16 protein-coding genes are annotated in these 25619 nt (G+C 46.1%); 8 read left to right on the forward strand and 8 right to left on the reverse strand.

The window, feature by feature from the left end; all coding sequences use genetic code 11:
• Nucleotides 1-37 precede the first annotated feature (37 nt).
• Together V202x_RS23515 and V202x_RS23520 are read right to left on the reverse strand one after the other, a co-directional pair.
• A complete protein-coding gene (locus V202x_RS23515; protein ID WP_145179252.1) occupies nucleotides 38-619 on the reverse strand; it encodes a TadE/TadG family type IV pilus assembly protein in 582 nt (193 codons plus the stop codon).
• Between the two features lie 61 nt (nucleotides 620-680).
• A complete protein-coding gene (locus V202x_RS23520) occupies nucleotides 681-1163 on the reverse strand; it encodes a TadE family protein (protein WP_145179253.1) in 483 nt (160 codons plus the stop codon).
• A gap of 365 nt (nucleotides 1164-1528) precedes the next feature.
• On the opposite strand from V202x_RS23520, the gene V202x_RS23525 reads away from it, so the two are divergent.
• Both V202x_RS23525 and V202x_RS27645 read left to right on the forward strand, forming a co-directional pair.
• The gene (locus V202x_RS23525) at nucleotides 1529-2062 is read left to right on the forward strand and encodes a TadE/TadG family type IV pilus assembly protein (RefSeq protein WP_197993062.1); all 534 of its coding nucleotides are present in this window, start codon (nucleotides 1529-1531) and stop codon (nucleotides 2060-2062) included.
• A 75-nt stretch (nucleotides 2063-2137) separates the two neighbouring features.
• Nucleotides 2138-2311 carry a hypothetical protein gene (locus tag V202x_RS27645; RefSeq protein ID WP_197993063.1) on the forward strand — a complete coding sequence of 58 codons (174 nt, stop codon included), beginning with the start codon at nucleotides 2138-2140 and terminating at the stop codon, nucleotides 2309-2311.
• Nucleotides 2312-2348: 37 nt separating this feature from the next.
• On the opposite strand, the gene V202x_RS23530 is transcribed toward V202x_RS27645, so the two are convergent.
• Both V202x_RS23530 and V202x_RS23535 read right to left on the reverse strand, forming a co-directional pair.
• Nucleotides 2349-5660, reverse strand: coding sequence for a hypothetical protein (locus tag V202x_RS23530; protein WP_145179255.1), 3312 nt, complete (start codon nucleotides 5658-5660; stop codon nucleotides 2349-2351).
• Between the two features lie 30 nt (nucleotides 5661-5690).
• Nucleotides 5691-6947 carry an ArnT family glycosyltransferase gene (locus V202x_RS23535; RefSeq protein ID WP_197993064.1) on the reverse strand — a complete coding sequence of 419 codons (1257 nt, stop codon included), beginning with the start codon at nucleotides 6945-6947 and terminating at the stop codon, nucleotides 5691-5693.
• Nucleotides 6948-7265: 318 nt separating this feature from the next.
• Between V202x_RS23535 and V202x_RS23540 the strand changes: the two genes are divergently transcribed.
• From V202x_RS23540 to V202x_RS23550, 3 genes are all read left to right on the forward strand, one after another.
• Entirely contained in the window at nucleotides 7266-9083 is a 1818-nt protein-coding gene (locus V202x_RS23540; RefSeq protein WP_145179257.1) for a flagellar basal body P-ring protein FlgI, read from the forward strand.
• A 152-nt stretch (nucleotides 9084-9235) separates the two neighbouring features.
• A complete protein-coding gene (locus tag V202x_RS23545; protein WP_145179258.1) occupies nucleotides 9236-10072 on the forward strand; it encodes a sterol desaturase family protein in 837 nt (278 codons plus the stop codon).
• A gap of 902 nt (nucleotides 10073-10974) precedes the next feature.
• Nucleotides 10975-12981 carry a CehA/McbA family metallohydrolase gene (locus V202x_RS23550; protein ID WP_145179259.1) on the forward strand — a complete coding sequence of 669 codons (2007 nt, stop codon included), beginning with the start codon at nucleotides 10975-10977 and terminating at the stop codon, nucleotides 12979-12981.
• Nucleotides 12982-13084: 103 nt separating this feature from the next.
• Here the strand turns inward: V202x_RS23550 and V202x_RS23555 are convergent, their stop codons facing one another.
• The gene (locus V202x_RS23555) at nucleotides 13085-14122 is read right to left on the reverse strand and encodes an ARPP-1 family domain-containing protein (protein WP_145179260.1); all 1038 of its coding nucleotides are present in this window, start codon (nucleotides 14120-14122) and stop codon (nucleotides 13085-13087) included.
• A 96-nt stretch (nucleotides 14123-14218) separates the two neighbouring features.
• Nucleotides 14219-15811: a vWA domain-containing protein gene (locus V202x_RS23560; RefSeq protein WP_197993065.1), complete on the reverse strand. Its 1593-nt coding sequence runs from the start codon at nucleotides 15809-15811 to the stop codon at nucleotides 14219-14221.
• A gap of 778 nt (nucleotides 15812-16589) precedes the next feature.
• Here V202x_RS23560 and V202x_RS23570 point away from each other — a divergent pair.
• Nucleotides 16590-18143, forward strand: coding sequence for a sulfatase-like hydrolase/transferase (locus V202x_RS23570; RefSeq protein ID WP_145179261.1), 1554 nt, complete (start codon nucleotides 16590-16592; stop codon nucleotides 18141-18143).
• Nucleotides 18144-18163: 20 nt separating this feature from the next.
• Here V202x_RS23570 and tal read toward each other — a convergent pair whose 3' ends face one another.
• Entirely contained in the window at nucleotides 18164-19249 is a 1086-nt protein-coding gene (tal, locus tag V202x_RS23575; protein WP_145179262.1) for a transaldolase, read from the reverse strand.
• Between the two features lie 602 nt (nucleotides 19250-19851).
• On the opposite strand from tal, the gene V202x_RS23580 reads away from it, so the two are divergent.
• A complete protein-coding gene (locus tag V202x_RS23580; RefSeq protein ID WP_145179263.1) occupies nucleotides 19852-22236 on the forward strand; it encodes a serine hydrolase in 2385 nt (794 codons plus the stop codon).
• Between the two features lie 154 nt (nucleotides 22237-22390).
• Nucleotides 22391-22600: a DUF3565 domain-containing protein gene (locus V202x_RS23585; protein WP_145179264.1), complete on the forward strand. Its 210-nt coding sequence runs from the start codon at nucleotides 22391-22393 to the stop codon at nucleotides 22598-22600.
• A gap of 30 nt (nucleotides 22601-22630) precedes the next feature.
• Here V202x_RS23585 and V202x_RS23590 read toward each other — a convergent pair whose 3' ends face one another.
• The gene (locus tag V202x_RS23590; RefSeq protein WP_145179265.1) at nucleotides 22631-25612 is read right to left on the reverse strand and encodes a M56 family metallopeptidase; all 2982 of its coding nucleotides are present in this window, start codon (nucleotides 25610-25612) and stop codon (nucleotides 22631-22633) included.
• Nucleotides 25613-25619: the final 7 nt, after the last annotated feature.

Below are 25619 nucleotides of genomic sequence, written 5' to 3' on the forward strand. Positions count from 1 at the left end.
AAACGGAAAATGATCTGAGACAAAAATAGTCTTTGGATCAGGGGCAGACGAATGTTGTGATTCTGACAAGAGCAACTCGTCCGGTAGCTGTGTTAAAGTAAGCGGTAGAAGATGCAGAGACGTTAAGAAAACTGAAACCAAATAACGTACTACAAAACCCTTGTACGGGGACAGTTGCTTGTGCTCGGACGGCGGGAATTCCACCCGGCAAAGTCACATCTGCTGAGGCATCAAATGTAATCGGAGAAACCAGGGTATTTAATCCACCAAAAATTAAATTCCCATTACAGCTATTATTTTCATTGGGTAAGTTGGCACCATTGAAATTGGAAGTAATTGTAGTAGGAACTCCGAGTACAGGATTGCCTGCAGTATAAGCGATTCCGACATCACGGGGAACTTGAGTTGCACCAAGCCCGCTCGCACCCCACTCTTTGACTGCTGATAGTGCTGCAGAATCGAGCGCGTTATTAATTTCGACCTGTGCTTGCCACAGCGTAGTAATTTCCAATACGACACAGAAAAAAGTCAGAAACAAAGATCCCCAAAGCACCAGCCAAAGGACGGCAATTCCGCGACGGTTCTGATGAGATTCTTTATTAAAATGAATTCGTTTCATGGGATATGTGTCTGTCTAAACTAATGATGTCGAAAGTTCTTCAGCGGGCAGCTTATTTCGATTAGATTTCATGCAAATATGTTGTAGACTCTTCAACAACAAATGTCTGAATCGAAAAACCAAAACTCGATAAAAAATCGGGAACATTTCCAGCCAGAGGTACACATACTGTGGTACGAACTGACTCATCTCGAACAGCTCCTGCCACAACTGGCAAAGGAGTGACTGGTGGATCGCAGTCACAATTCGGAACGGCCACAACGGGATCAGCAATCGTTGTAGTAGGTCCACCAATATCATGTTCTAAAATGACGCGACAACTTCCTGTGGGTAACCCCCCGACAATAAGGACATTATCAACTCGATTTTTTAGTAATCCCGTATTTAAAGCATTGATACCCACTGCGGGTGTTTCGGACGCGATCTTGGCAGCAAATCGACTCGCATAAGCCGTCTGTTCGATGGCGACATAGATCAATGAAATCTGTACCGTCGCCAGCATGATAATCAGGAACGCGGGCATCACCAGAATTAATTCTAACACCACAACGCCTGATCGTGATGGGAATCGTTTTACAGTTTGTCGTCTGTTTTTTAGCACAGTCTGGCACCACTTTATGTATTTGGTTTAAAAATGGGACGATTTATCTTAATCTATTCGCTACAATACTAGTTTGGCAAGCAATTTGCGTTCCCTAGTCAAGAGAGGCCTCAGATCTCTAGTGATTCATTCGAGAAAAGAGGTAAGCTGAGTAATTCGTCTCAATTCAAGGTCTCTTGAGTCGAGTTTCAAATCTTGTCGATTTGAAATATGATAACTGACCTTAGCAAGTGTCAATCAAGTGTCTCCATTTGTTAACACTTGTGTATTTAGAAGTACGTAAGATGGAAGTCACCAGGGAGCCATCATTGTCTCATAATCAGTCCAAACTGCAACCTGCTAGAAACAAACAGCGAAGAGGCTCCGTAATACTGGAGTTCATTCTGGCGTTTCCTTTGATCCTGATCATTTCTCTGGCGATTATTGAGTTTGGATTCTTTTCCCTACTGCAACAAACGATCACTTTATCAGCGATCGAGGGCTCACGGGAAGCGGCTCATGTGGGAGCAACGACCACATCAGTCGGAAACTTGATTGACCAATATGTGTCAATCAATTCGTTAAATTTAGATGTCGGCGCACAACCAGCTGCTCCTGGACAAGGAGATGTGCTGGTTGTCATTGAAACTGGTGGTGGAGTCCCCACACAGACCATTGGAAATTCAGATATCCCCTGCACTCCCGTTGGTCCTGCCCCTAGTCCCCTTGAGGTCAAGGTAACAGTTTGCCTCAACCTGACTGATATGAATGGTACGACCCCGATTCCTGATCTTTTATCAACATTTGGCTTTACGCTTTCAGGAAAACAACTTGAAATCAGCGCTATGACCGGATTAGAGTAATAGCAACTCAATTTTCTAATCCGCCGCTCCTTTGCTGGCCACAACTTCAGCCAGAATAGCAAGTTTTCCTCTCTCATGAATGAAATTGCCACCGGAATTTTTTTCTGGATGCTTAAGATCCTGGGAGCCTATCTTGGCGTGATGATTGTCTTGACCATCATTCTCTCCCGATGGAAAAAGAAAGCGAAGCAGGAAACCGAGGAGATTTCTCAAAGCGCGAAAAAACGATCCAGCGATAAATTGAAATAAGCCAATTCCATCAGATCGCCCCAAACCAAAGCCGTCGTTACTGAGCAAACCGTAGTGGAAATCGTCTGGTCGGTTGCGTGCCAGATTGACCAGGTCGAGACCAACGTCCTGTCGGACTATTCGCAGGTCTGTTGGGCATCACGTTATTCAGAAACTTCTTTAAAGAGCCATCTAGCAAGGGAATCGACTTGATATTCACAATGGGGCTTGAAGTTGTCCCTCGCAATTCCACTCGAATCCATCCACTGGTGGCATGACCAATAAGCTGTGTAATTGCGGATAATGGAAGTTGCCGGCGTGTTAATTTAGAAAACAGGTCAACTTTTAAGCGCCCGTCAAAGTGAGCTTCACCCGCTTGTCCATACAGACTGATGGCGTTGCCCTTTAACTCAATATACTTCAGATAAAATGTCTGGTTGGAAACGGTAAAATCACAGAACGCGGAATCAAAGGCGGTTTTGTCGGGTTGGGCCAGTCGAACCACTTTGAAAATTTGAGCAATCGGAGGCAGTTCGTAAATCGCAGCTGGACTGATCTGCAATTGCCCTTGTCCTTTGATATCTGATTTGCTCGATCCACGTCCCCAGAGCTGAATCCACCCGTTCATCACGCCTCGTAATTGAGACTCCCCAGGCATGTAACGCGCGGCATACTCTTCCAACAGTCCTCGGTTCAGCTCAAGCTGTATATTATAGGTTGGCACTTCAGTCAACGCGATGTCTCCCATGCAGGTCAAGACACCACGAATTGCCTTGGCTGTGATAGGCTGCTTCGCTTTAATTTGCGGCAGACTGACAGACCGGAATTGATCTCTACGGATTTGTTTGGAACCGACGGTCAACTGGTCATCATGAATTTCGAATGGCCCTTTAATCTCAGTGAGATGGTAATCGAGAATCACCGCGGAATCCAAATCGACTTCACCTGTCAAATTCAAATGGGTTCCATCCCAGGTTCCCTCCGAATGGACTTTACCATAAACCTTCATGATATCGACGCCAGCTGTAATGGTATTTTCCGCGAGAAACGTGTCAAAGTTCCAGGCAGTTGTCACAGCTGTTCCCGGTTGCTGCGAACCTCGAAATTCAATCTTCCCCGTGACAGAGACCGGTCTCTGAATATTCAATGTATTCAAAGCCGTCGCTACCGCTTCAGGATGCGCCTCTTGAAAGGCACGATCAGTTGTTAGATCATCGACGCTCATCTTTTCTAACAGAATCCGCCAGTCCCCTTGTGGTGTGACTTCTGCAAACGCTTCCTCAACACGAATTTGAGTCTCATCATGTTTTCCAGAAACAGAGGTCAACCGAACTTCACTGTTCTGTGTTTGAGGATTCACGGAATAGTTCCAACTTGCATTTAAAATCTCCAGCGGATAGGGAAAGGATTTCACCATCAGACTTCCTGATCGCCATCTCCCATTCGGAATGCTAATCTTCAATGCTTTGCCGCGCTCCCATTGCAGGTCTGTCTTGAGATCGATTTTTCCGGTAGGTGACAGTTCCCCCCAAAGCTCCTGTAATGATTCGGGAAGTGCTAATCGCAAATTGGAATCACAGGTTGCATTTTCTGCAATGATACTTAATGCTAACTTTCCATCATTTTCAAATCGGGCATATGAACCTCGTCCAGAGAGACGGGCGCTACCGTGCGCCCCTTTCAATTCATCAAACGAAGTCTTTCCGGTTTTACTGGAATAAAAGACCCTGCCTGAAAGATCACTGATTCGATAGGGAAAATCTCGATACTGTAAAGCGCCATGGTCCATCTTGGCCAGAAAATCGAGGTGTATTGGCTGGTTCAGTAGTGGTTCACGTGTCAAGCGAGTGACGGCATCCGCTTTTCCCTGAAGATCAAGTTGATTGAGAACGGTTCTAATTCCCTCCGGACAAGCAGCTCTTACGGCAGCATCGATGGGAATCTGTTCAACCTCTACAGTAATATCGATTTTGGAAGCAGGTCCAGGATGTTGAATATAACCCTTGGCACTCACAGGCCTGTTGCCCGCCAACCCACTAAATTTCAATTCGAGAGTGTCAGCCTCCCTTTGCGTGAGCTTACCTTTGATGTGGTCTACGCGGTAGGGAAAATGAATTGGCATGATCTCACCATCATTGGCAGAAACAACCAGATTTTGAATTCGCCATTTCCCCACACCCGGATGGCTCATATTGACTTTCAGATCAATATTCCCGCTCGGACGCAGCGTGTCAAAAGTTCTCGCAAGACCTCCCGTCAATCGACTTCTGAGTCGCGCGTCAACAAGAAGTTTACGAACCTGGATTGAAAAGTCGCTTTGCACTGCTGGCGGGTTTTGGTCCAGAGAATGACTGGAGAAGCGGTAGTAACCATCTACATTAAAACTGGTTTCGCCATTATGCGCCTGCAGATCCTCAATCAATAACCTTTGATTGTTGACATACACTTTGCCTGCGATATTTCGCAGCGGAAATGGAAGCAATGCATGTTTGAGTTTCCCTTCACGCAAATGTGCCAATAACTGAAATTGTAGGGTTTGATCTTGTTTCTCTTTTGAGAGATTGAATTGAATATCCATCTGCGCACTCACTCCCGGATCATACATGCCTGTGGACTGATCTGGTGTGAGTTTCATTGAGGGAAAGGCTGATTTTAACTTCGCCGCTAATTCCGGCGAGATTCCCGTTGCCATTCGGACTAGATTCGGCCCGATTTCCAACTGGCTCCATGTTCCTTCCATTGAGCCAATTCTCGAAGCAATATCCCAATAGCCGGTAACTTCCAGTTTTCCCGCTTGAGGAATTGAAGTATGCCCTTCGATTTCAAAGCGAGTCGTTCCCGATGGAATCAGTCGTAAGTCCAGGTTTTGAAAAGTCACAACAGTAGGAACACTTTCGGCGCCCTGTTCAAATTTCAAAGAAAGACTTCCACGTTCAATGACCAGTTCTGGAAGAGGGTTATCGCTCTTAATAAACTCAGGTAGCCCTTCCCAGTTCCAGGTACCATCTGGCATGCGAACTAAAACCAACTGTGGTCTGTTGAGAACGACTTTCTGAATTTCGATTACCTGATGCCGTGCCAGTTTTTCCTGGTCTAAAGTGATTATGATTTCCGGTAAATCAATGATCGTATCTTGATGACTGGGAACGCGTACGCGACATCCCTCAATCCGAACCCGCCGCCGAAAATCAAATTGGGCACGATCGATATCGATCATCAGATCGGGAATTTGTTCCAGTACCTTCTTCAGAATGCCGGTTCGCACAATTTCGTCGCTGCGCATCCACATATAATACCCATAACTTCCGCCGGAGATCACCAGCGAAATCAGGATCAGCAGACACCATTGAAATGTTTTGCGAACAACCATATCAACAAAAAATCTTTAAAACCCGGTCAGTTAACCGGACTGACTTCTTTCTGTTTGACTGAAGAAAAAATGATAAATACCAACCGCTGACAAGATATATAAACTGTATTCCGCAGGCAGACGGTAACGTAACGAACTGACAAATATCAAATGCAGCATGGAAAAGTAAACAATCGGCCCTAATGTGATCAGCAACAATAAATACTGATCGCGTGAAACCCACGCCCCATAAATGGCAAAGCAGACAACCGGTATAAAAATGATCGAAACGGCAGCCATCATCCACCACGACTGAAACTGCGATGCATTCGGCCAAGGCTTCCAGTAGCGTAACAGTTTGGCTCCCATCAATTGGAAGACATGACCAGGGTGCTGTCTGGCATAGTCGATCGCCCGTTGTGTATAGTGCTGATTCATTTCGTATTCACTCATTGTATCCAATACATTCTCTTGATCAAAAAAAGTCATATCGCTATCACCGGTTGCCTGTGCATTCAATCCATCATACAGACTCGGACCTAACCACAGTGTCGTTGGCACAAAGTGACCTGTGACTCGATAATTGCGATATGTCCAGGGAGCCAGCATGACTGCAAATCCCAGTATCATAAATAGACATCGCTTGATGGCCTCTGTTCGATTCCTTTTTGCGTTCCAGATCAAAGCAACGACAACCAAGGGAAGAACCAACAACCAGCTAGGTCTGACATAACAGGCTATCGCCAGTGAAATGCCTGCCAGCAGTGACAGCATAATCCCACGAACTCTCTGCTCTTCTCCAAATTCGATTTTTGATAACTTGGCAAAGACCCATAATGAAAACAGCATTGCTAATGCAAACAGGGTCTCGCTTAAAAACAACACACTAAACCCAGCCATCACTGGTGAGACAGCAACTAATGCCGCCACAATCACGCCAGTAACCTCATTGACTAATTCTTTTCCCAGTAAATAAACAACAAAACATGCTACGACACCCGTCAGTGAGAGAACCAGTCGAACACGAAAATGCTCTTCTCCCAAGACCGACATGGCTCCCGCCAGGAATACAGGAAATCCAGGCATCCGTAGTACACGTCTTGGTGGTGTATAAATTGTATAGTCTTCGCCATGAAGGATCGTTTGAGCGAGTTTCCAATACCCGTCTGCATCACCTTCAATCACATAGGTACGTCCAGGTTGCCGATCAAGCTGGCGCTGTACATAAACCGCAATTCCACATCGAATCATTGCGGAGATCAATAAAATGAATAATAATAAGTATTTAAGCCGTTTTTTTTGCGGCATTATTTCCCCAGCCACTTTTGAAATGTGGGAATAGTACGACGTCTCGTCTATCAGGGTCAATTCCAATATAACTGCGCACAAATTCAAGGTGCGAATCATCTCAGATTGACGACCGCTTATTCAAAGATTCTGGAACATCGAACTGAACAAATTACGTAATACATGGAACAAGCATAAAGGGTTTCCCCTCATCCAAATGTCCCATATTGACAGAAAAAAGGGATTCTCATAAGGTGCTCACATCTCCTCTCTCAGATCATTATCCCTTCACAAATTAATTCATTTCACGAAGCCCTATTTTAACGGCTAAGGGAAACTATGCGCTACTTTAAATTCTCAATCCTGACAGGAATCGGTCTGTTTGCGCTGGCCATGTTTTTTCTGTCTCAATCGATTCAAGGTTTTCTCGAAGGTAAATCAGACTCTACTGAAACTACGCTGGATGTCGCCCTTTCTGAACCGTCGGACTTTCCCGACCTTAGTCTGGATTTCCCTGCGGGTACGAATCAAAGTCAAATTGATATAACTGACTCTGAAAAAATTGACCTTCCTTCACAGACATCACTGACACCTTCCGCGATGGTAGCTCATTCGAACAACAATCAAACACGTGATCAATTTTTACCAGAAAATTCCCCTCCTCAAATCAATCTTGTTACAGCCTCAAATCAATTAGCTACTGCACCACCTGCTTTAAATATTCTATTGCTCTCACAAACAACCAGGGAACAACGAACGTCCTTGATTGAAGAATTGCTCCGTGTTGACGCGGAACTGGTTCGACAAATCGCATTTAAACCTGCCATTCAACCAACCATATCTGCAACAGATGTCAAAACAGTCCAGCAGATTTCGATGTCGACTCCTGTGCAACAACAGACTGTTTCAGCCGGCTATACGGTGACTCAACAGCCGAGACCAGATTTTTCCACTCAAGCCCCCTTGGTTCGACAAAAAAATCCCATTCATCTTATAGCCTCTTATCGGGGAGTCACGATCAAAACCGTCGGTATCCCAATTCAAAGTGGCACTCTGCACCAGACGATCCAGGTCACTCCTGTATTCGGCGATTCAATTTTTCAAGCCTCCATACTCGGAAAAAACAGGGCGGAATTGAAAATCCACTCTGAACTTTCTCTACCAAAAGAAATTCGAATGTCTCCGGAAATGAAGTTATCCCAATTGGGAGAATTTCAACCAGCTGAAATCATTAAAATCTCTGGAGCCGGTCTGGTCATTGGATTGAACGGAACGGGAGACCATAGCTATTCAGCAGAAGCCATTAAAGCATTGAATTCTTCAGTGAAGACTATGAATATTGATCTCAAAAAGATCAAAAATCCAATTCGTGCTGGCAATCTTGCCAATGTGTCCATCATCGCTTATGTCCCTAATACGGGCGTTAAGAAAGGGCAGTACCTTGAATGTTACATCACTGCTGTTAACAAAAATGTAGACCTCAGTGGTGGTTATCTCCTGCCAACTGCATTACTCGCTGTCGGCTCTCGAAAAATACATGCCGACGCCATGGCAATGGGACCTGTGCTCACAAATCAAAGCCGTATGAAATCACAGGGTATCATCCCCAAAGGCTCACAGTTCTTAACAAATCTCAAACCAAAATTAATTTCTGACAATGGGATACCTCATCTCAATTTTTTTCTGAGCACCTCTAATAGTCAGCCTCAAATCAGTCAATTGATCACTCAAAGAATCAATCAATTTTTACAATCACAACCATCAATCCATTCCAAAGCGATCCTGCGTTCATCCAGCATGATCTCGATATCCGTTCCCAATTCTAATCAACAACTGGCTCATCAATTAGTATCGCAACTACAGTCACTGCCAATTCCCATACAACCAGTGTCTCCTGCAAATCAGTCCCCCGAAGTGGTCATCGATTTTGCAAAATCTAAAATTCAAACCAGAGGAAATGTGCTTCTCGATCCAGCGAAACTGGAATACAGCGACTTCGTTTTGGAAATTACTCCCTTGCCCTCTTCGACAACGTGTCGCCTGAATGATCTTTTGGCTTTAATGCATCATTTGCAAATCCCCAAGCCCAAACAAATGACTTTTGTACGAGAACTTCAACAACAGGGAAAAATTAAAGCCACTTATCGCGCGCGATAATCTATCACTTGTTTCCGTTTCTTGCATCTGATTCTTGCATCTGACAAAATGAATCTGTGACTCACAATTCTTATCTCATCCCATATTGGAATGAGTTTAAATTACAGACAAATTGACTGACTGTTATTTTTCTTAATCAATCAGATGCGCCCATGTTCTCTGAACTTTCAGAATTACAGATCCTGTCGATCATCTACCGCATCTTACCCATTGGACTGTTAGCACTGTTTTGGGTCTGGGAAAGTTGGGCTGCCTTTAAACCAGTCAAAACCAAAACAAGATATCAACACGCGTTTCATAATATCGTTTTAGCAATTCTGAATCCCTTGCTTCTGGGGTTATTGTTTGGTACTTCCATCGAAGTCGTCTCACAATGGTCTCTGGATCACCATTGGGGGCTGCTTAATCAATCCTCTCTCGGAATCATCTGGAAGACGATCATAGCGGTGCTCCTTTTGGATGTCTGGACATTCTGTTGGCATTGGATGAACCACCGCATCCCCTTCTTCTGGCGGTTCCATCGTATGCATCACAGTGACCCTTATATGGATGTTTCAACGGCGACCCGCTTTCATTGGGGAGAGTTATTTTTTTCGACTCTGTTTCGTCTTTTACTCATTCCACTTCTCGGCTTACAAGCCTGGCAATTCATTTTCTATGGCTTGCTGGTGTTCTTATCCACTCAATTTCATCACGCCAACATTTCGATTGGCAAAGTAGATCGTATTTTGAGGTGGATTTTCGTGACTCCTGATATGCATAAAATACATCACTCTCAATTGCCCGAAGAAACCAACTCCAATTATTCAACCGTCTTTTCGATCTGGGATCGCCTCGCTGGTACATTTCGCATGCGTCATGATCTTGAAAACATTCGCTTCGGCTTGAGTGACTATGAACAGTGGCACTGGCAAACTCTATTCGGAATGTGGAAAACTCCATTCTTGAGCAAGAAACCAAAAACACAAGACCAAGATCATAAAAAATAAATCGCCATGGTTAGCGCTGTTCATCTTACTTCGCTAATCAATCCAGAAAACAAACAAACTTGACCGTATCTTGCCAATTAAAACACGAATTTTATCGCTGAAAACAAAGCACTTTTTCAGATCTTGACTCAGCCGTTTCCTTTCCTAAACTAACTCACTTGCGTCGCGCGCGCGTGGGAAATTTTTTCTGATAGGAAACACTTCAGCAGGTGCCAAAGAAAGCAGTATAAAACCCGCTATGTTTACGGCATTTTGAGTCTCTTCAGCTAAAGTAGTTCCAGATGAGTACTATTCATCACGCACCTCAAATCATCAAAATACTGCGAATTAATGCCTCGATTGTCACAAACTCAGACATTAACGCGCATAAACATCTTCACGATGATCACTATTGCTTTCTCCCCAGCAACAAATCAAAGCGATGAAATAATTGCTACCAGTGTGTAACCTACCTGAGCGGAATGGCGCCAGCCACCGGTCCAATAGATCTAAGTAACAATACACTCATAGCAGAACCAATTTGTGCTCCCAGATTGTATCGGGTATGATCGTATCAACCTAAGATAAACATTAAGAAGCAATGTGTCTTTTTCATACACAAACGATGTTCCTGCCTTATCGTGCCAATTTCTATCGACCATTTTGAACGTCTGTATTGAATGGTTGTGTTTCTGTTACCTTGTCTCGAAAAATCGAATACCTATAATTCAATATCAGACATTGATTAAACGAGAGAAGTCGATGATCTCTATCAATCCTCTGTGTTCCCCATTTGTGATAGGCTAAGATTCTCCCATAAAATCTAAAATCAGACTTTCAAAATACTCACCCCCAAGTAACGTTAAAAACATCTATTTGTACTATCAGCTTTGAAAATGATCCAACATTAAGGAGTCCAACAAATGGACATTTGCCGTATTGGGGCACTCATTCTGCTAGCTGCCTGTGGAATTACTAATATCACAGGCACTTTAGAAGCTGCAGAGAAGTCGATCGTCATCGATCGTGAATCACACGAGATAAAAGGCAAACTCTCGTATCAAAAAACGTTTTCTGCCAGGAACAATCCGACCGAGTTCACACTCCTCTTGGAGCAAGATCTAGAGAAACAAAGCTCGGGTGGGTATTGGATCGTCAACCTCAATGGTAACACGCTTGGACGACTTGAAGCACACACTCCCCAGATCGGTTCGAACAAAAAACACGATGGATTTCATCGAATCGGTTTCGCTGTCCCTCCCAATGTTCTCAAAGAGGGTGAGAACACACTGGCAGTGACTGGTCGAGGACAGCCAGCAGTGTTACGCAATTTCGAATTGCATCCCCAACCCTTAAAACAGACGCTTCAGCTGGAAACGATTTCCGTGAAAGTAAACACGGAAGAGGGACAGGCTGTCCCCGCGCGCATTACCATCGTGAATCATCTGGGACAACTCGCAAAACTCTATAACGTACGCAGGCCAACAAACGCAGTGCGGCCCGGTATTCTCTACACACTGGGAACCGGTGAGTCATTTGATTTGCCGCCGGGAAAGTACACGCTCTATGCAACGCGCGGGATGGAATGGGGAGTGGCCAAGCAGCCAATTGTAGTCGAAAGCCTAAAGCCTCAGAGTCACACATTAGTGATTTCACGCGAAGTCGACACAACAGGTTTTGTTGCCTGTGATAGCCATATTCATACTTTACCTGGTAGTGGCCATGGAAATGCCACATACGCCGAACGCATGATTACAATTGCCGGCGAAGGAATTGAAGTCGCTATTGCCACCGATCACAATCACATATCCGATTACACGCCATATCAAAAACAATCGGGCACTAACGCTCATTTCCACGCAATCTCCGGCGATGAAGTCACAACTCATAATGGTCATTTTACCGCGTTTCCACTCGACCCCTCAAAAGCAGTTCCCGGAGGTGTGAAAGGCCGCAATCCACTCTTTCTGAAAAAAGAAGACTGGTCTGAGCTGATCGCCGATATGCGAAACAAAGGGGCCGAAGTCGTAATTCTGAATCATCCCTATTGGCCCACGATACCGAAAGGCCCCTTCGGTCGATTTCGCTTTAGCCGTAGCACAGGTAGTCGGATTGATGGACCTGCATTTAACTTCGACGGCTTTGAAGTCGCACAGCCTGCAAATGAAACCCCTGATTTTTTCTACGCCCTCGAAGATTGGATGACATTACTGAATCGGGGATTGCGACTCACGGCTGTAGGCGCCACTGATTCTCACACAGTCAATGACCCGGTCGGACAAGCACGAACGTATCTCAAGAGTCACATGGATGACGTTTCTCAAATCGATCGCAAAGAGGTTTATCGCGCATTCACAGAAGGGCGCGCGTCAGTGGCAGCGGGCATTTTTGCAAATTTGACTCTAGCCAAACAGTACAACATGGGAGACCTTGTTCCAGCCACAACAGTGACTGAGCATCGTGATAACCAGAAATTCACTGCCAGTTTACGAGTCGCCGCACCTTCTTGGGTCCGTCCTCGTGAAGCCATGATCTACGTGAATGGGAAACAAGTTGCACACAAAAATATTGATTCGAAAATGAATCAGCCCACCAATCAAACGCTCACATTCTTACTTGATTTACCTGCTCATGACGCACACATCATAGCATTTGTCTTGGGAGACGGCATCACATTACCCGGTTGGACAACCTACGGCAAAGCGACACAAGCAATCACAAACCCAATTTACCTGGACGTCAATGGAGACAAAAAATATAGCGCACCTCGCGATACTGCCAAGAGACTGATCACAAAATTTGCAAGCCAGGATACAAAACTCACACCGGCTCAGCAAAAAACGTTGCTTGACTCAGAAACGGTTAAGGCAGATTCAACCGTACTCCTGCATGTCAAAGATCTACTCAAGCAGACTTCTGATCGGAAATAATTCCAGATATGAATGTATGCCTTTAGTGAAACAAGTGATCAAAGCAAAGCCCCCTGATTTGATTAATCGAACCAGGGGGTCTTGTTCTCAATTGAAATCCCAATCAAATTACAAACGGCTGAGCTGTTTGCCACTTGTTCTCGGCAAGCCATTTCTTGGCCGTCGGCATTGATGCATAAACGATTCGGTTACCGTCTCGGATGACCTGTCCGGAAAACCGCCCCGGTTGGATCGTTTCAATCGTCAGGCCTTCAGTTGATTCGTCATATGTTAGATTCAACTGTTCGTCGAGTAATTCACGTACGGTCGACTTAGCCCGCTCGTCTTCCTGATTTGCGATCTCAGCGATCAACGACTCCAGTTCATCCAGTGAACTGATTTCATCCGGTAGCATCGTCTTTGATGTCGGCACTACTGGATAGGGTCCCTTTTGCTGAGCAACGCGAATCGCCAATGAACCATAGCACTCTCGGATTAAGCATGGCCAAACACTCTGCCAGTACGCATGCGAAGGAGCTCGCTCGATTCCGACCACTTGATCATCGACTAAAATGATCGCGCCAATCTGCTGCGGCACACACTCAAATTCGGCAACAAACTCATCCAGTTCCTTGCGAAAATGGTTGAGAAAGTACTCAAGATGCCCCGCTGACTGAATTCCCATTTCGCGGTTAAAATCTGAAATCGCAGTCCATAGCTTGTTGTAGCTTTTCACCTTCCGCATGTCTAACGCGCGCTCACGCAATGCGTAAGGCAGGATCAGCATCCGGTAGGCACCACGTCGAATGTACCCACCCTGTGACTGCTGGATGCACATCGCCGTATCGAAAGAACGTTCGTGTGTCGAGCGAATCACACCAGCATGCGCCATTGCGTGATCCTGAGCACTTTGCTTCACAACATATCCTGCATGACAAGGCACGATCAGCACTCGATCACTCTGGTTACGGAATCCAAGTGTTCCATATTCAGTCGTGAATATCTCGGCTTCACCATTCACAGGTGAAACAAAGCGATCATCGGAAAGTTCACTTATCAGTGGAATAACCTGCATATAACCAACGCTTTGGATACGACCTGGCGTGCAACCATGCAATACCTCAGCAATTCGAACTGTTTTTTTCTGACTTCGAAATACCATTTTCCACCTCCATGATGCATCGCGCATCAATCCCTCTTGTTATTCAAACGATTTCTTGTTCCCGTTGGTCGATGTGGCCAACGGGAACAAGAGTCTTTAACCGAGCATAAGCTCGACATGATCTGGTGATCCGGTTGATTCAATCAATGGGCAAACCATGCCCATCAGAGCTGTCAGTCCGCGATCAACATCCGCTTCGAACAGCGCCTTCAATAGCCCCAACCCAATTGCCTCCGGTTTGCTCACAGGCAGACCTGGAACTACATGGCTCAACGAACGAATTCCACGAGCTTCTGCAGCAAACACCGGCGAGAACTGGTGAATGGGCGTCTCAACGCCGATTCGCCGTACCGCATGAACAACTTCTCCGAAGCGCCCTGCTGGTGCGTTCTCATATCCGTCAGTCAAAACAAAGACAACATCAGGATCATGCTTCAGCAACGCAATCAAACCCATGGCGAGTGATGTATCGCCGACTGGTTCTATCAACTCTGTCGTCGAACCCGTTCGCCCATCACTCGTAACAATGGTTGACTGCGCGGCAGTTTCAGCAAGTACATCACGTAAAGCTAAGACAACCGAGATTGGTCGCCGTGCCTGTGTAGCGTGTCCCTGCATTGACTCCGAAACGTCTAACAAAATACCAACATGCTCGAAACGAACTGGAAGTCTTGCTGCCGTAGTACGAGCCTTTCGAGATAGTTCCTCACGAATTGCAGCATTCATACCCATTTCATACGCATAAACGTACAACCGAACGGCATCGTAATTGGCCGGATCAAAGTCGACTTCAACGTCAGCAGCTTGTGCCTTCCGTTGTAAACCGATTTTCTGACCCGATGTCAATTGTGACTTCGTCAACTCGAGTACTTCCGCACTGGCCTTATCACGGTGAAAACGACTACGTAGTCCTTCCAGCGTCTCGAACGGAAGCGTACGACCACTTGCAAGGTCTCGTTTCGCGTCTCGATAAGCCACAAGTCGACGTAGACTCAAACCATTCTCATCACCTAGTACAAATCGAATACACTCTTCCACGCGTGCGATGTTACCTTGATCAACAAACCGACCTAAATGCCGCGAGATGATCTGCCGCTCTTTCTCGCTACGGTCATCTGTCCGTTTTGCAAGAATCGTATACATAATACTTGCAATACGGCGTCCCCAAGCATGAACCAACGCGGTTTCCAGCTTGCGACGATACTTGACCGCCCAGAATTCCAGTTTGTCTGCACGTAAAATACTCGACAAGATCAGACGACGTGTCCGCGCATTATTGACACGGTCCTTCCGCAGAATCCCGAACATTTTTAACATTCGCTGCGTCGGTAGCATTTGCGACAACTTACTGATCACTGCTCCTTCCAGTTCAGCAGACATCCATCCCTCAGCGGATTGAGCTTCATTCAGCAGTCGAACGACGCCCAGCTGTCGGTTGAAATCGGTCAGTCCTGGCAGCATCAGCACAGCCGTGTAAACGCCACGATCCATTTCAAATAGTTCACGGTGAACCATTTCAATCGCCGCTTCTTGTTCAACACGTGTGTTATAGAATGTAGCACGTGAAGTTGCTGTCGCAGCTGTATCTATAAATGCACTGAAAGCCAATGGCAATAATTCACGCTGCTCATTCGACAGATATGTCATACACACAGCTGGCTTTACCATTTTGCGAGTCAATTCCATCATATTACACTCCTTTCGTGACAGCGAAGGCGCAGCTGCGCCAGACAAAATCAATACATGACTGATTTAATAGATTAAAAGACCGGAATACTTTGCAGGTCGAGATTGGTCATTGCGTGTTACCATTCCACCACTCTCGCACAGATTTTCAATGCGAGAGGGGAGATTTGAACTCCCAAGCTGCTATTTGCAGCACAACGTTCTTCAGAATCGACATATCAGTTTCCGGTTGTATCATTTCGCTGCTGGCAGACTGATTGCGCAACAGTCAGTTGATGATTAAAAAACCAGGGAATAGTGCCGGTCAAAGTCCTGCTATTGGGGAGTTGAACCTCAACGGTTAACAGCCGTTGTCCTGAATTGACGTGCGAGTCCCTGGTTAAACTAAAAGCGAGGTCAATTTGCGGGTCAAGGGTTTCAGCGAAGGATTTGAACCTTCGACTTCTAGGGTAATAGCCTAGTGCTCTACCATTGAGCTAGCTGTATTGACTTGCTAGTTCCCGTGTCTCTTAGTTGTCATAAAAAGACAATCGCGTTCGCAAACAGGTTCGGAATTTGATGAGAATTTCTCATGAGATACAAACGATCGTCGTCTTCACATCGGAGCAGAAATAATTTGTGTCACAGGACTCTATCATATATCATCTGATAGACAGGAGAGAAACTTCCTTAACGAATGAAGGCAATCGCAGTAAACAACAATAAAACCAAGCCACTTGAATTTTTTCCGCATCAGTATCCTTGTTGCCTGCTGAGTTAAATGTTATCGAGGAGAAGCGTGATGAGAATTGGAATTCTGTTATGCCTATTATTTACTTCGTCCGTTCATGCAGCGACGAAACCAAACATTGTCTTCATCCTTGCGGATGATTTAGGCTACGGCGATGTCGCATGTTTTAACTCAGAATCAAAAGTTCCGACGCCCTACCTCGATCAACTCGCCGCCGATGGTATGCGTTTCACTGACGCTCACAGTCCCTCGACTGTCTGTACGCCGACCCGTTATAGCATCATGACGGGACAAATGGCGTTCCGCCTGAATTACCCCGGTGTCTTTACCGGCGTGGGCGGACCTTGCTTGATTGCCAAGGATCGATTGACGCTTCCCGGCATGTTGCGTGATAAAGGATACGAGACCGCAATATTTGGGAAATGGCACATCGGCATGACATTTTTGGACAAGGATGGGAAAATGATCCATGCCAGGCGACCTGCTCAAAATACTGATCGTACAATTAAAATCAATCCTGGTGTGGAAGCCGTCAGACGAATTGATTATTCACGGACCGTACCTGATGCGCCAATTCACCGAGGTTTTGATCACTTTTTTGGGACGGTCTGTTGCCCAACAACAGACTGGTTGTATGCCTTCATGGACGGTGACCGCATTCCGGTACCACCTGCCAAATTGCTTGATAAATCCAGTCTGCCTAAGCACGCGTGGTCATTTGACTGTCGTCAGGGATTGATTGCCCCTGATTTTGACCATGAAGAAGTGGACATGGTCTTTCTGAAAAAGAGTCTGGAATTTCTAGACAAGCACAGCAAAGAATATCCGGAGAAACCCTTCTTTCTTTTTCACTCACTGCAAGCGGTTCATCTTCCCTCATTCCCCGGGAAAGACTTTCATGGCAAGACTCTAGCAGGACCTCACGGGGACTTCATCTTTGAATTCGATTATATTGTGGGACAGTTGCTTCAAAAGCTCGAATCACTGGGACTGACTGAGAACACACTCGTCATCGTAACCAGTGATAATGGCCCCGAAGTAGGCACCGTGATCAATATGCGTGAAAAACATCAACACAACGGAGCGCGACCGTGGCGGGGCATGAAACGTGATAATTGGGAGGGGGGACATCGCGTTCCCATGATTGTTCGTTGGCCAGGAAAAGTAGAGGCAGGTTCAATCAGCGATCAAACCGTGTGTCTGACCGATATGGTGGCAACTTGCGCTGCGATTGTTGACACCAAATTACCGAATGACGCTGCCGAGGACAGCTTCAATATTCTGCCAATTCTGTTAGGCGAGACAAAAGAGGATATTCGTGATTTCACATTGCACCAGACTATGAGTCTGAAGTTAGCGATTCGAAATGGTGACTGGAAGTATCTCGATCACAAAGGGTCCGGGGGAAACAACTACGGCCGAGGAAAGTTGAAACGATTCAATTTGCACGACAAAGCTCCTGACGCGCCGGGACAACTCTACAATATGAAGAGTGATCCAGGCGAGACGACAAATTTGTACTTCAAGCATCCCGAAATCGTCAAGAAATTAAAGAATCAACTTGAGCAGTTCAAAAAAAGTGGTCGCAGTGCTCCAGTTCGTTGATGTCCGAATGAAAAAAATTGTTAATCGACGTTCGCCAGTGATTCGCTTTTGGTGATAATGACTTCCATCAATTCGTTCCACGAATTAACGAATGACTCGGCACCATCTTCTTGAAGCTTAGTTGCAAGCGCCTGAACGTCGATGCCCGCTTTTTCAAATTCATTGAGCACGTCTTCACAGTCACCGCCGTCTGCAGGCAGAGCAGGTCCAACCTCACCATGATCGGCAAACGCGTTCAATGTGTTCTCAGGCATTGTATTCACGGTAAAAGGCGATGCGAGTGACGTGATATAGAGAATATCAGACGCGTTAGGGTCTTTCATTCCCGTACTTGCCCAGAGTAATCGTTGTGGGCGGGCACCGGAATTCAATGCGCGCTGCCAGCGCGGGGAATTCAGCAAGTCTTGATACGCCTTGTAGGCCCGTTTACCGACGGTAACTCCTAACCGATTATGCAGTGAATCAGGAACCTGGTCGACAACAGCACGATCCCAGCGGCTGATAAATAAGGAAGCGACAGAACCGACGGCAGGATTCAATCCTGCTTCAATCCGTCGTTCAACGCCTCTCAAAAAGGCTTCGGCGGCTTCCATAAAGTGCTCGCTTGAAAACAGGAGTGTTACATTGACGGGAATTCCCGCGAACGTGGCTTCTTCAATTGCCGGAAGTCCTTCTTTCGTGCCGGGAATTTTGATCAACACATTGGGACGTCCTGCGCGAGCATGCAAATCTTTCGCAGCCGCTAAAGTGCTTTCCGTGTCATAAGCGAGTAAAGGGGAAACTTCCAACGAGACCCACCCATCGACTCCGTCTGTTTTATCCCAGACCGGTCGAAACAAATCCGCAGCCTGCGTGATATCTTCAAGGGCAACCTCAAAAAAGAGCTGCTCCCCCCTCTCACCGTTTTTGAATTTTGCCTGGATCGCGCTGTCGTAAGACTGGCTGTTTTTGATTGCCTGATGAAAGATCGTAGGGTTTGAGGTCAAACCGGTTGTCGAAAGTTCGTCGATATACCGTTGGAGTGTCCCATTATTGAGCAGGTCGCGTGTAATATTGTCAAGCCATAGACTTTGCCCGAGATTGTTGAGTTCTTGTGTTGCCTTCATGGTATTACCTCCGAATGGGTCGGTGAATTCTATGTAAATTTCAGAACGGATTATCGAGAACGCATTGTCGTTAAATCTGGTTACCAATGGAAGGGATGTTTCGAATTGTGTGGATCTTTGATTGAAAGTTGCATCGTGATACGACCACAACTAAGGCTCCTTATTAAATAAATTTAATAGAGTTAGGAAACAAGCGATCCCGACTCTGAATAATCACGCTTTCAGGTTGAGGTTTGCCTCTCCAACTCAGAATATTCAAAAGACTCACCAAACTCGAAGATTTTCAACAGATGTCGAAACCAGAATTGCCGTGCCGTTTTTTCTGACCATGCAGGGGGCGTTCAATTCTCACGATCGAATGTGATCTCTTTTGTGATTCATGTTTGACTCTAAAGTTCAAGCAATTTACGATAACAGGGTACAATTGTTAATTAAACACATTCTGCTTCATGGAATGTATTGAGGCGAACGACTGCATTTTAGAAACAATCTGTCAAAGAAGATCATCCGCGCTCTGATAAAAGAACGTGAATCCAACAAAGACGAACATGCCACGTGTAGCCGCACGTGCCAATGATTGATCAACATCGAATGAGGTTACAATGAAAATCTTCCAGCAACTTGTTCTTATCTTTGTCTTCTTACCTGGCTTGGTTATTTGTGCTCGTGCAGAAGAGCCGAAACGTCCACCACAGAATTCCCATGAAAAAAAAAGTTCCGACTACATGAGCGCAATTGATCGCTTGAAGGCTGCGATACGACACGAAGTCGAACAGAAGCAAATTCCTGCATTTTCCATTTCGCTCGTTGACAACGATAAGCTGGTCTGGGCAGAGGGATTCGGCTTTCAAGACAAGGACCGTAAAGTCCCTGCCACAGCGGAAACGGTCTACCGGGTTGGTTCTGTTTCAAAACTCTTCACCGATGTAGCAGTCATGCAACTCGTTGAAAATGGGACTCTCGACCTGGACACCAACGTGGAGAACTATCTTCCCAATTTTAAACCGATCAATCCGGATGGGGTCAACATTTCACTTCGTCAACTCATGACACATCGTTCCGGCCTGGTACGTGAATCACCGGTCGGGAACTACTTTGACCCTACAGAACCAACGCTGGCAGACACCGTTGCCAGTCTCAACAGCACACCACTGGTCTACAAGCCAGACACAAAAACGAAGTATTCGAATGCAGCGATTGCCGTGGTTGGTGCCGTGTTAGAAAAACAACTTGACCTCTCTCACGCCGAACAGGTTCACCAAAAAATACTTGATCCTCTACAGATGAATCATAGTGGATTCACAGTAACTCCCACCGTAAAAAAACATCTCGCCACGGGCTGGATGCGAACCAATGATGGCCGACGCTTTATAGCACCGAGCTTTCTCCTCGGTACGGGACCGGCAGGTAACTTGTACTCAAATGTTGTGGATCTGGGAAAATTTCTGACCTGTATGTTCAACGAAGGGCAAATTGACCATGGTCAAATTCTAAAACAAGATACGTATCAATCGATGATTTCACCACAGAAAGACCCCGATGGCAAACCGCTAAGTTATGGTATTGGGTTTCGTATCCAGGACCTGGATGGTTACGCTAAAGTCGGTCACGGTGGTGCGGTCTACGGCTTTTCCACACAATTGGAAGCATTACCCGAACGGAAGATAGGTGTTGCCGCCGTCTCTTCACTGGATGGAACAAACGGGGTTGTCAGTCGGCTGGCTAATTATGCGCTGCGATTGATGATCGCCGCTCAAGATGGTAAACCACTTCCGGTTTACCGTATGACTGGCCCCCTTCCTGCAGAACGTGCAGAAGAGCTGGTTGGCCTCTACCGAAATGAAAAAGAAAACAAGTTTACTCGCATCACAGAGCTAAACGGCGATGTTTTTATGCACCGCGGCTCCTATCGCTACGAACTCCGTTCTGCCGCCGATGACGGTACGATTGTAACAGATGATTCGTTCGGCTTTGGCACCAAAGTGCAATTGGAAAACAAGGATGTCCTCAAGGTTGGTAAAACAAAATACGATCGAGTACCAGACTCACCACCACCGAAAATTCCCACAGACTGGAAAGGATTGATTGGCGAATATGGCTGGGATCACAATACGTTGTATATCTTTGAAGACGAAGGTCAGTTGTACGCGTTGATCGAATGGTTCTATTATTACCCTTTGAAGCAGGTCGACCGCAACACATTCGAGTTTCCCGACTACGGCCTGTACCATGGTGAAGGTCTGAACTTTACTCGTGGTGAAGATGACATTGCGACTGAGGTCGTTGCTGCCGAGGTGAAATTTCTGCGTCGTGAAGTCGGTACCAAAGATGGCGAAACCTTTCGTATTACACCCGTCAAACCGATCGATGATCTCCGCGCAGCGGCACTCGCTGCATCTCCACCACCCGAACCCGGAAATTATCGACAGGCTGATCTGGTCGATCTGACAACTCTTGACCCCACCATCAAGCTCGATATTCGTTATGCCACAAAAAACAACTTCACCGGCGCCGTCTTCTACAAACAACCACGGGCCTTCATGCAGCGTCCTGCCGCCGAAGCAGTCGTCCGGGCGAACGCACGGCTTAAAAAACGAGGTCTTGGATTACTTATCCACGACGCCTATCGCCCCTGGCACGTCACAAAAATGTTCTGGGACGCAACGCCATCTGACCTCAAAGATTTTGTCGCCAATCCCGCCTACGGTTCTCGTCACAACCGCGGCTGTGCAGTCGACCTGACGCTTTACGATCTTAAGACAGATAAACCAATCCAGATGGTTGCCGGCTATGATGAATTTTCACCACGTTCTTTTCCACTGTATCCCGGAGGAACGTCTCGCCAGCGCTGGTACCGACAATTACTGCGTCAGACCATGGAAGCAGAAGATTTCACAGTCTACGAATTTGAATGGTGGCACTTCGATTTCAAGGATTGGAAAAAATATCGCATCGGAAATCAAACATTTGAAAAAATCGGCCGATAATCTACTGAAAACTGATTCTAGTGCAATTTTACTACCACGAAATACACTAAAGACACGAAATTAATAGTCGATGTTTTGAGATTTCGTGCTTTTCGTGACTTTCGTGGTAGAAAATCTGATCTTGGTAATCTTTTTATCTAAGGAAGAATGACAAGTGCTGCAACCAATCATTGGTCTCCACACTGACGATGAGGGACATTGGGTAGCGCAATTAGATTGTGGGCATAATGAGCATGTCCGTCATGATCCCCCCATGATTGTTCGTGAATGGGTTACATCAGAATCCGGTCGTAATTCCATGTTGGGGCATCAGCTCGATTGCAAGAAGTGTGATGAACGTGCTCCACAAGACGAACGCCCCTAGCTAAGAGATGAATGGAACACGGCCTCATCTCTATTGATCTGAATTGGTAGAAGAATTACTGCTCTTAAGTGGAGTTGTGTCATACGGAATCTGTTCTCCGTATTGCCATTCCTTTGAAGTATCGACTTGCAGAATAAACGGCTCATGAGATATAACTTTGGCGGCATATTTCAGATCATCGAATTCGTACTTGGTCTTCCAGACTCGATGAGATACTTTCCAGTAGGCAGGAGGATAAGTCTGAGGATAGCTACCTTTGAAAGCCCCGTCATTTATCGTAAAGACTCCCGCCATGGAGTTCATGGTTTCTGACTGAGTAAAGTTAGGAACTTTCGGGTAACCATATACGGTCCAATTAACCAGTGGTTGATTTTTGAGATCGACAACCCGACCTGCAATCGGAACATTTTTGACGAGGTCAATGGTTCCTAAATCAAACGACTCCTGGTCTGGTATCTCAGATCTCATCCCCAAAACCCCACGTTTTTCTTTGGGTAACCAGGACGTCACCGCCGAATACCCATCTGCATAGGAATTGAATCTTAAGTTGATGAGTCCCGGAGGAACAATACACTGGAATCGTCCCTCAAAGTCGGTCACAAGATCAAACTTCAACCAACTAAAACCTGGCCAACGTTTACTAATGGTCTGTCCATAAATTAATGTCAGCTTGTAGTCTTTGACGTTCTCCTTAGTATCATACTTTTGAATTCGCCCATGGACTTTGACACCAGGAGCTACGCGAATCTTGAGAGGAATTTCCTGATTTGCTTTCACTTCAATTCGGGGGGCCACATTGGCTCGCAACGGTTGGTCTTCCGGTAGAAACGCAGGTACAAAAATGAAACCCACAGCCATTTTTTCGACGAAAAACTTCCCGTCGGTAGCAACAGGTACATTGACAATATGTTGGAACCCTGTCGGCCTTCCTGGCACTGATTCTAACTTAAACGGTAGTTCCTTTGGTAACGCAAAACCTTCCGCAACAAGCAACTGCCCCTTTACAGATCCTGTTTCAGGCAGACGCAGACTGAAGTGTGGCATCTTCTCCGACGGGCGTACATTCAGGAAAAAATTCTGGTTGTATCGCATCTTACCCATATCACCTGGTGGAACGAGTATCATCTCCTTCAGAGCTCCGGGAGTAACGTATGGTAAATGGGCCATTCCGTCCGCTCGCGTGATCCCAGTTGACTGCACCTCCCATTCTTTCGGCATCGGGTATCCTACTCCTCTCGGAACACCAATACTTCGCGGAATGACACGTACACCTGTTAACGGAGTCCCTTTTGAGTCGAGCACACTTATCCAAGTTCCTGTCGTTGCTGCCAGCGACAACTCAGATCGTTTTCTTTTAGATAAGGAAGTAATCACCGTAGACCAATTGCTACGAGCAGCCACATATCCATCGGCCTTGGCCCAGACTGCACCGAATTCGCGTTTCTTCATCTCCTCAGCTGGAATTTTGAGTGAGTAATTCCCCAGCGAATCTGCGACCCCCGAAGCGATGACACGTCCTTGATCTCGTTTTTGAAAATCGGAATAGGCGACCAAAGCGACCTTGGCACCGTCGATTCCCTGTTTATTTTGATCCACGATACGGCCGATAATGGTATTTTTTTGCTTGACTATGACCGCTGACTTGGCATTGTCTAACTTACGATTCTTCTGATCGATGTCAACTTTGATCTTCGGTTCGATTTTGGTTTTGACTTGTGGAACTGCAACCGTGTCAGCCGCAGGTACTCTATCGTTAACAACCGCTGTGGGAGAATCTGTTGTTGGACTGATGACTTCAGCGCGTACAACTGGTACCAGTGGTATCGCAGCGAGAATGATTCCGATCAGACCAATGAGCACCGCTGATTTGACGCTTAACTTGATAGAAAATGTTCGATCTGATTTCATCAGTCGTGTGATGCGCTGTTCTATGTCACCCGCATCATCAAGTAAGGTCGTGGTCAATGGAATAGGAAGATTTTGGGTAACAGACCATTCAGCAACTTTCACAATTGCTTCGGCCAGCGGTAGCCCATCGCCCAATTGTTTAACCACGTGATCGTCACAGATACGTTCGCGCAAACGGCTAATCTGCTGATTGATGTGTCGCAGCAAAGGATTCCACCAAAACCCGATACCAGCCAACTGTTGAAGAATTGCGATTGACGTATCGTGGCGCGTAACGTGTGCCACCTCATGAGCCAGAACACAGGCAAGTTCTTCATCATTCAGTGACTCAGCCAACCCTTCCGGCATAACAATCACTGATCGCCAGAGACCCAGAGTCAAGGGAGCAGGTGCTATTGGCGATTCAAAAACAGTTGCTGTTTTAGTTCCCTCCTTATTAGGATAGACTTGATGCATTGCGTTCATGATGCGTACATCGGTTATCGGCTGTAGTGAGCGTCTCAGTTGCCAAATAACAAACAATCCACGAACGAACTTCACCAGAAGCCAAAAAGCAACGGCTGCCCAAACTAACGCAAGCACGCGACCAATATTTCGAATGACTTCGAAACTTGAAAATCTTTGATTTGATTTGGATGTTCCTGGTGACTCAGCTACCGCTAAATCCTTCGGCATGGTATCAGCGGCAATCTCCGCTGTTTCCTGCTTTGGTTCGGCAGTAGAGGAGCTTTCAATCCTACTTTGATCGTCACCTGTGTCGTGTGTTTTTGTTGTGGTCAAATTGGGTGATATAACCGACCAGGGAACATGGTCAACAAAATTATCAGTTGTTAGAGACGATTCTAAAGCAGGTAAATCCACACGCTCTAATGAGCCAATGGCAATCGGCACAACACCAAACCCTTGACCGGAAGAAACCCAGATCGCCAATGGACTGACCAAAATCAATACGAGGGCGATACAAAATAATCCATGCCGCGTCGGTAACGTCCATCGACGAGCCCATAATCCGACTAATACAGCCACGACGCTTAAAATAATCGAAGCCAGAACAACATTAAAAATCAGCAATTCGACCTGAGTAGAAAATGGCAAGAATGGCATTGAGGAA

The sequence above is a fragment of the Gimesia aquarii genome (genome assembly GCF_007748175.1).
Taxonomy (GTDB): Bacteria; Planctomycetota; Planctomycetia; order Planctomycetales; family Planctomycetaceae; genus Gimesia; species Gimesia aquarii_A.

Coding starts and splice junctions, on each gene's coding strand:
- V202x_RS23535 (WP_197993064.1), bottom strand. CDS start 6,947: ATGCCGCAAAAAAAACGGCTTAAATACTTATTATTATTCATTTTATTG.
- V202x_RS23580 (WP_145179263.1), top strand. CDS start 19,852: ATGAAAATCTTCCAGCAACTTGTTCTTATCTTTGTCTTCTTACCTGGC.
- V202x_RS23555 (WP_145179260.1), bottom strand. CDS start 14,122: ATGGTATTTCGAAGTCAGAAAAAAACAGTTCGAATTGCTGAGGTATTG.
- V202x_RS23570 (WP_145179261.1), top strand. CDS start 16,590: ATGAGAATTGGAATTCTGTTATGCCTATTATTTACTTCGTCCGTTCAT.
- V202x_RS23530 (WP_145179255.1), bottom strand. CDS start 5,660: ATGGTTGTTCGCAAAACATTTCAATGGTGTCTGCTGATCCTGATTTCG.
- V202x_RS23515 (WP_145179252.1), bottom strand. CDS start 619: ATGAAACGAATTCATTTTAATAAAGAATCTCATCAGAACCGTCGCGGA.
- tal (WP_145179262.1), bottom strand. CDS start 19,249: ATGAAGGCAACACAAGAACTCAACAATCTCGGGCAAAGTCTATGGCTT.
- V202x_RS23560 (WP_197993065.1), bottom strand. CDS start 15,811: ATGATGGAATTGACTCGCAAAATGGTAAAGCCAGCTGTGTGTATGACA.
- V202x_RS27645 (WP_197993063.1), top strand. CDS start 2,138: ATGAATGAAATTGCCACCGGAATTTTTTTCTGGATGCTTAAGATCCTG.
- V202x_RS23590 (WP_145179265.1), bottom strand. CDS start 25,612: ATGCCATTCTTGCCATTTTCTACTCAGGTCGAATTGCTGATTTTTAAT.
- V202x_RS23540 (WP_145179257.1), top strand. CDS start 7,266: ATGCGCTACTTTAAATTCTCAATCCTGACAGGAATCGGTCTGTTTGCG.
- V202x_RS23545 (WP_145179258.1), top strand. CDS start 9,236: ATGTTCTCTGAACTTTCAGAATTACAGATCCTGTCGATCATCTACCGC.
- V202x_RS23550 (WP_145179259.1), top strand. CDS start 10,975: ATGGACATTTGCCGTATTGGGGCACTCATTCTGCTAGCTGCCTGTGGA.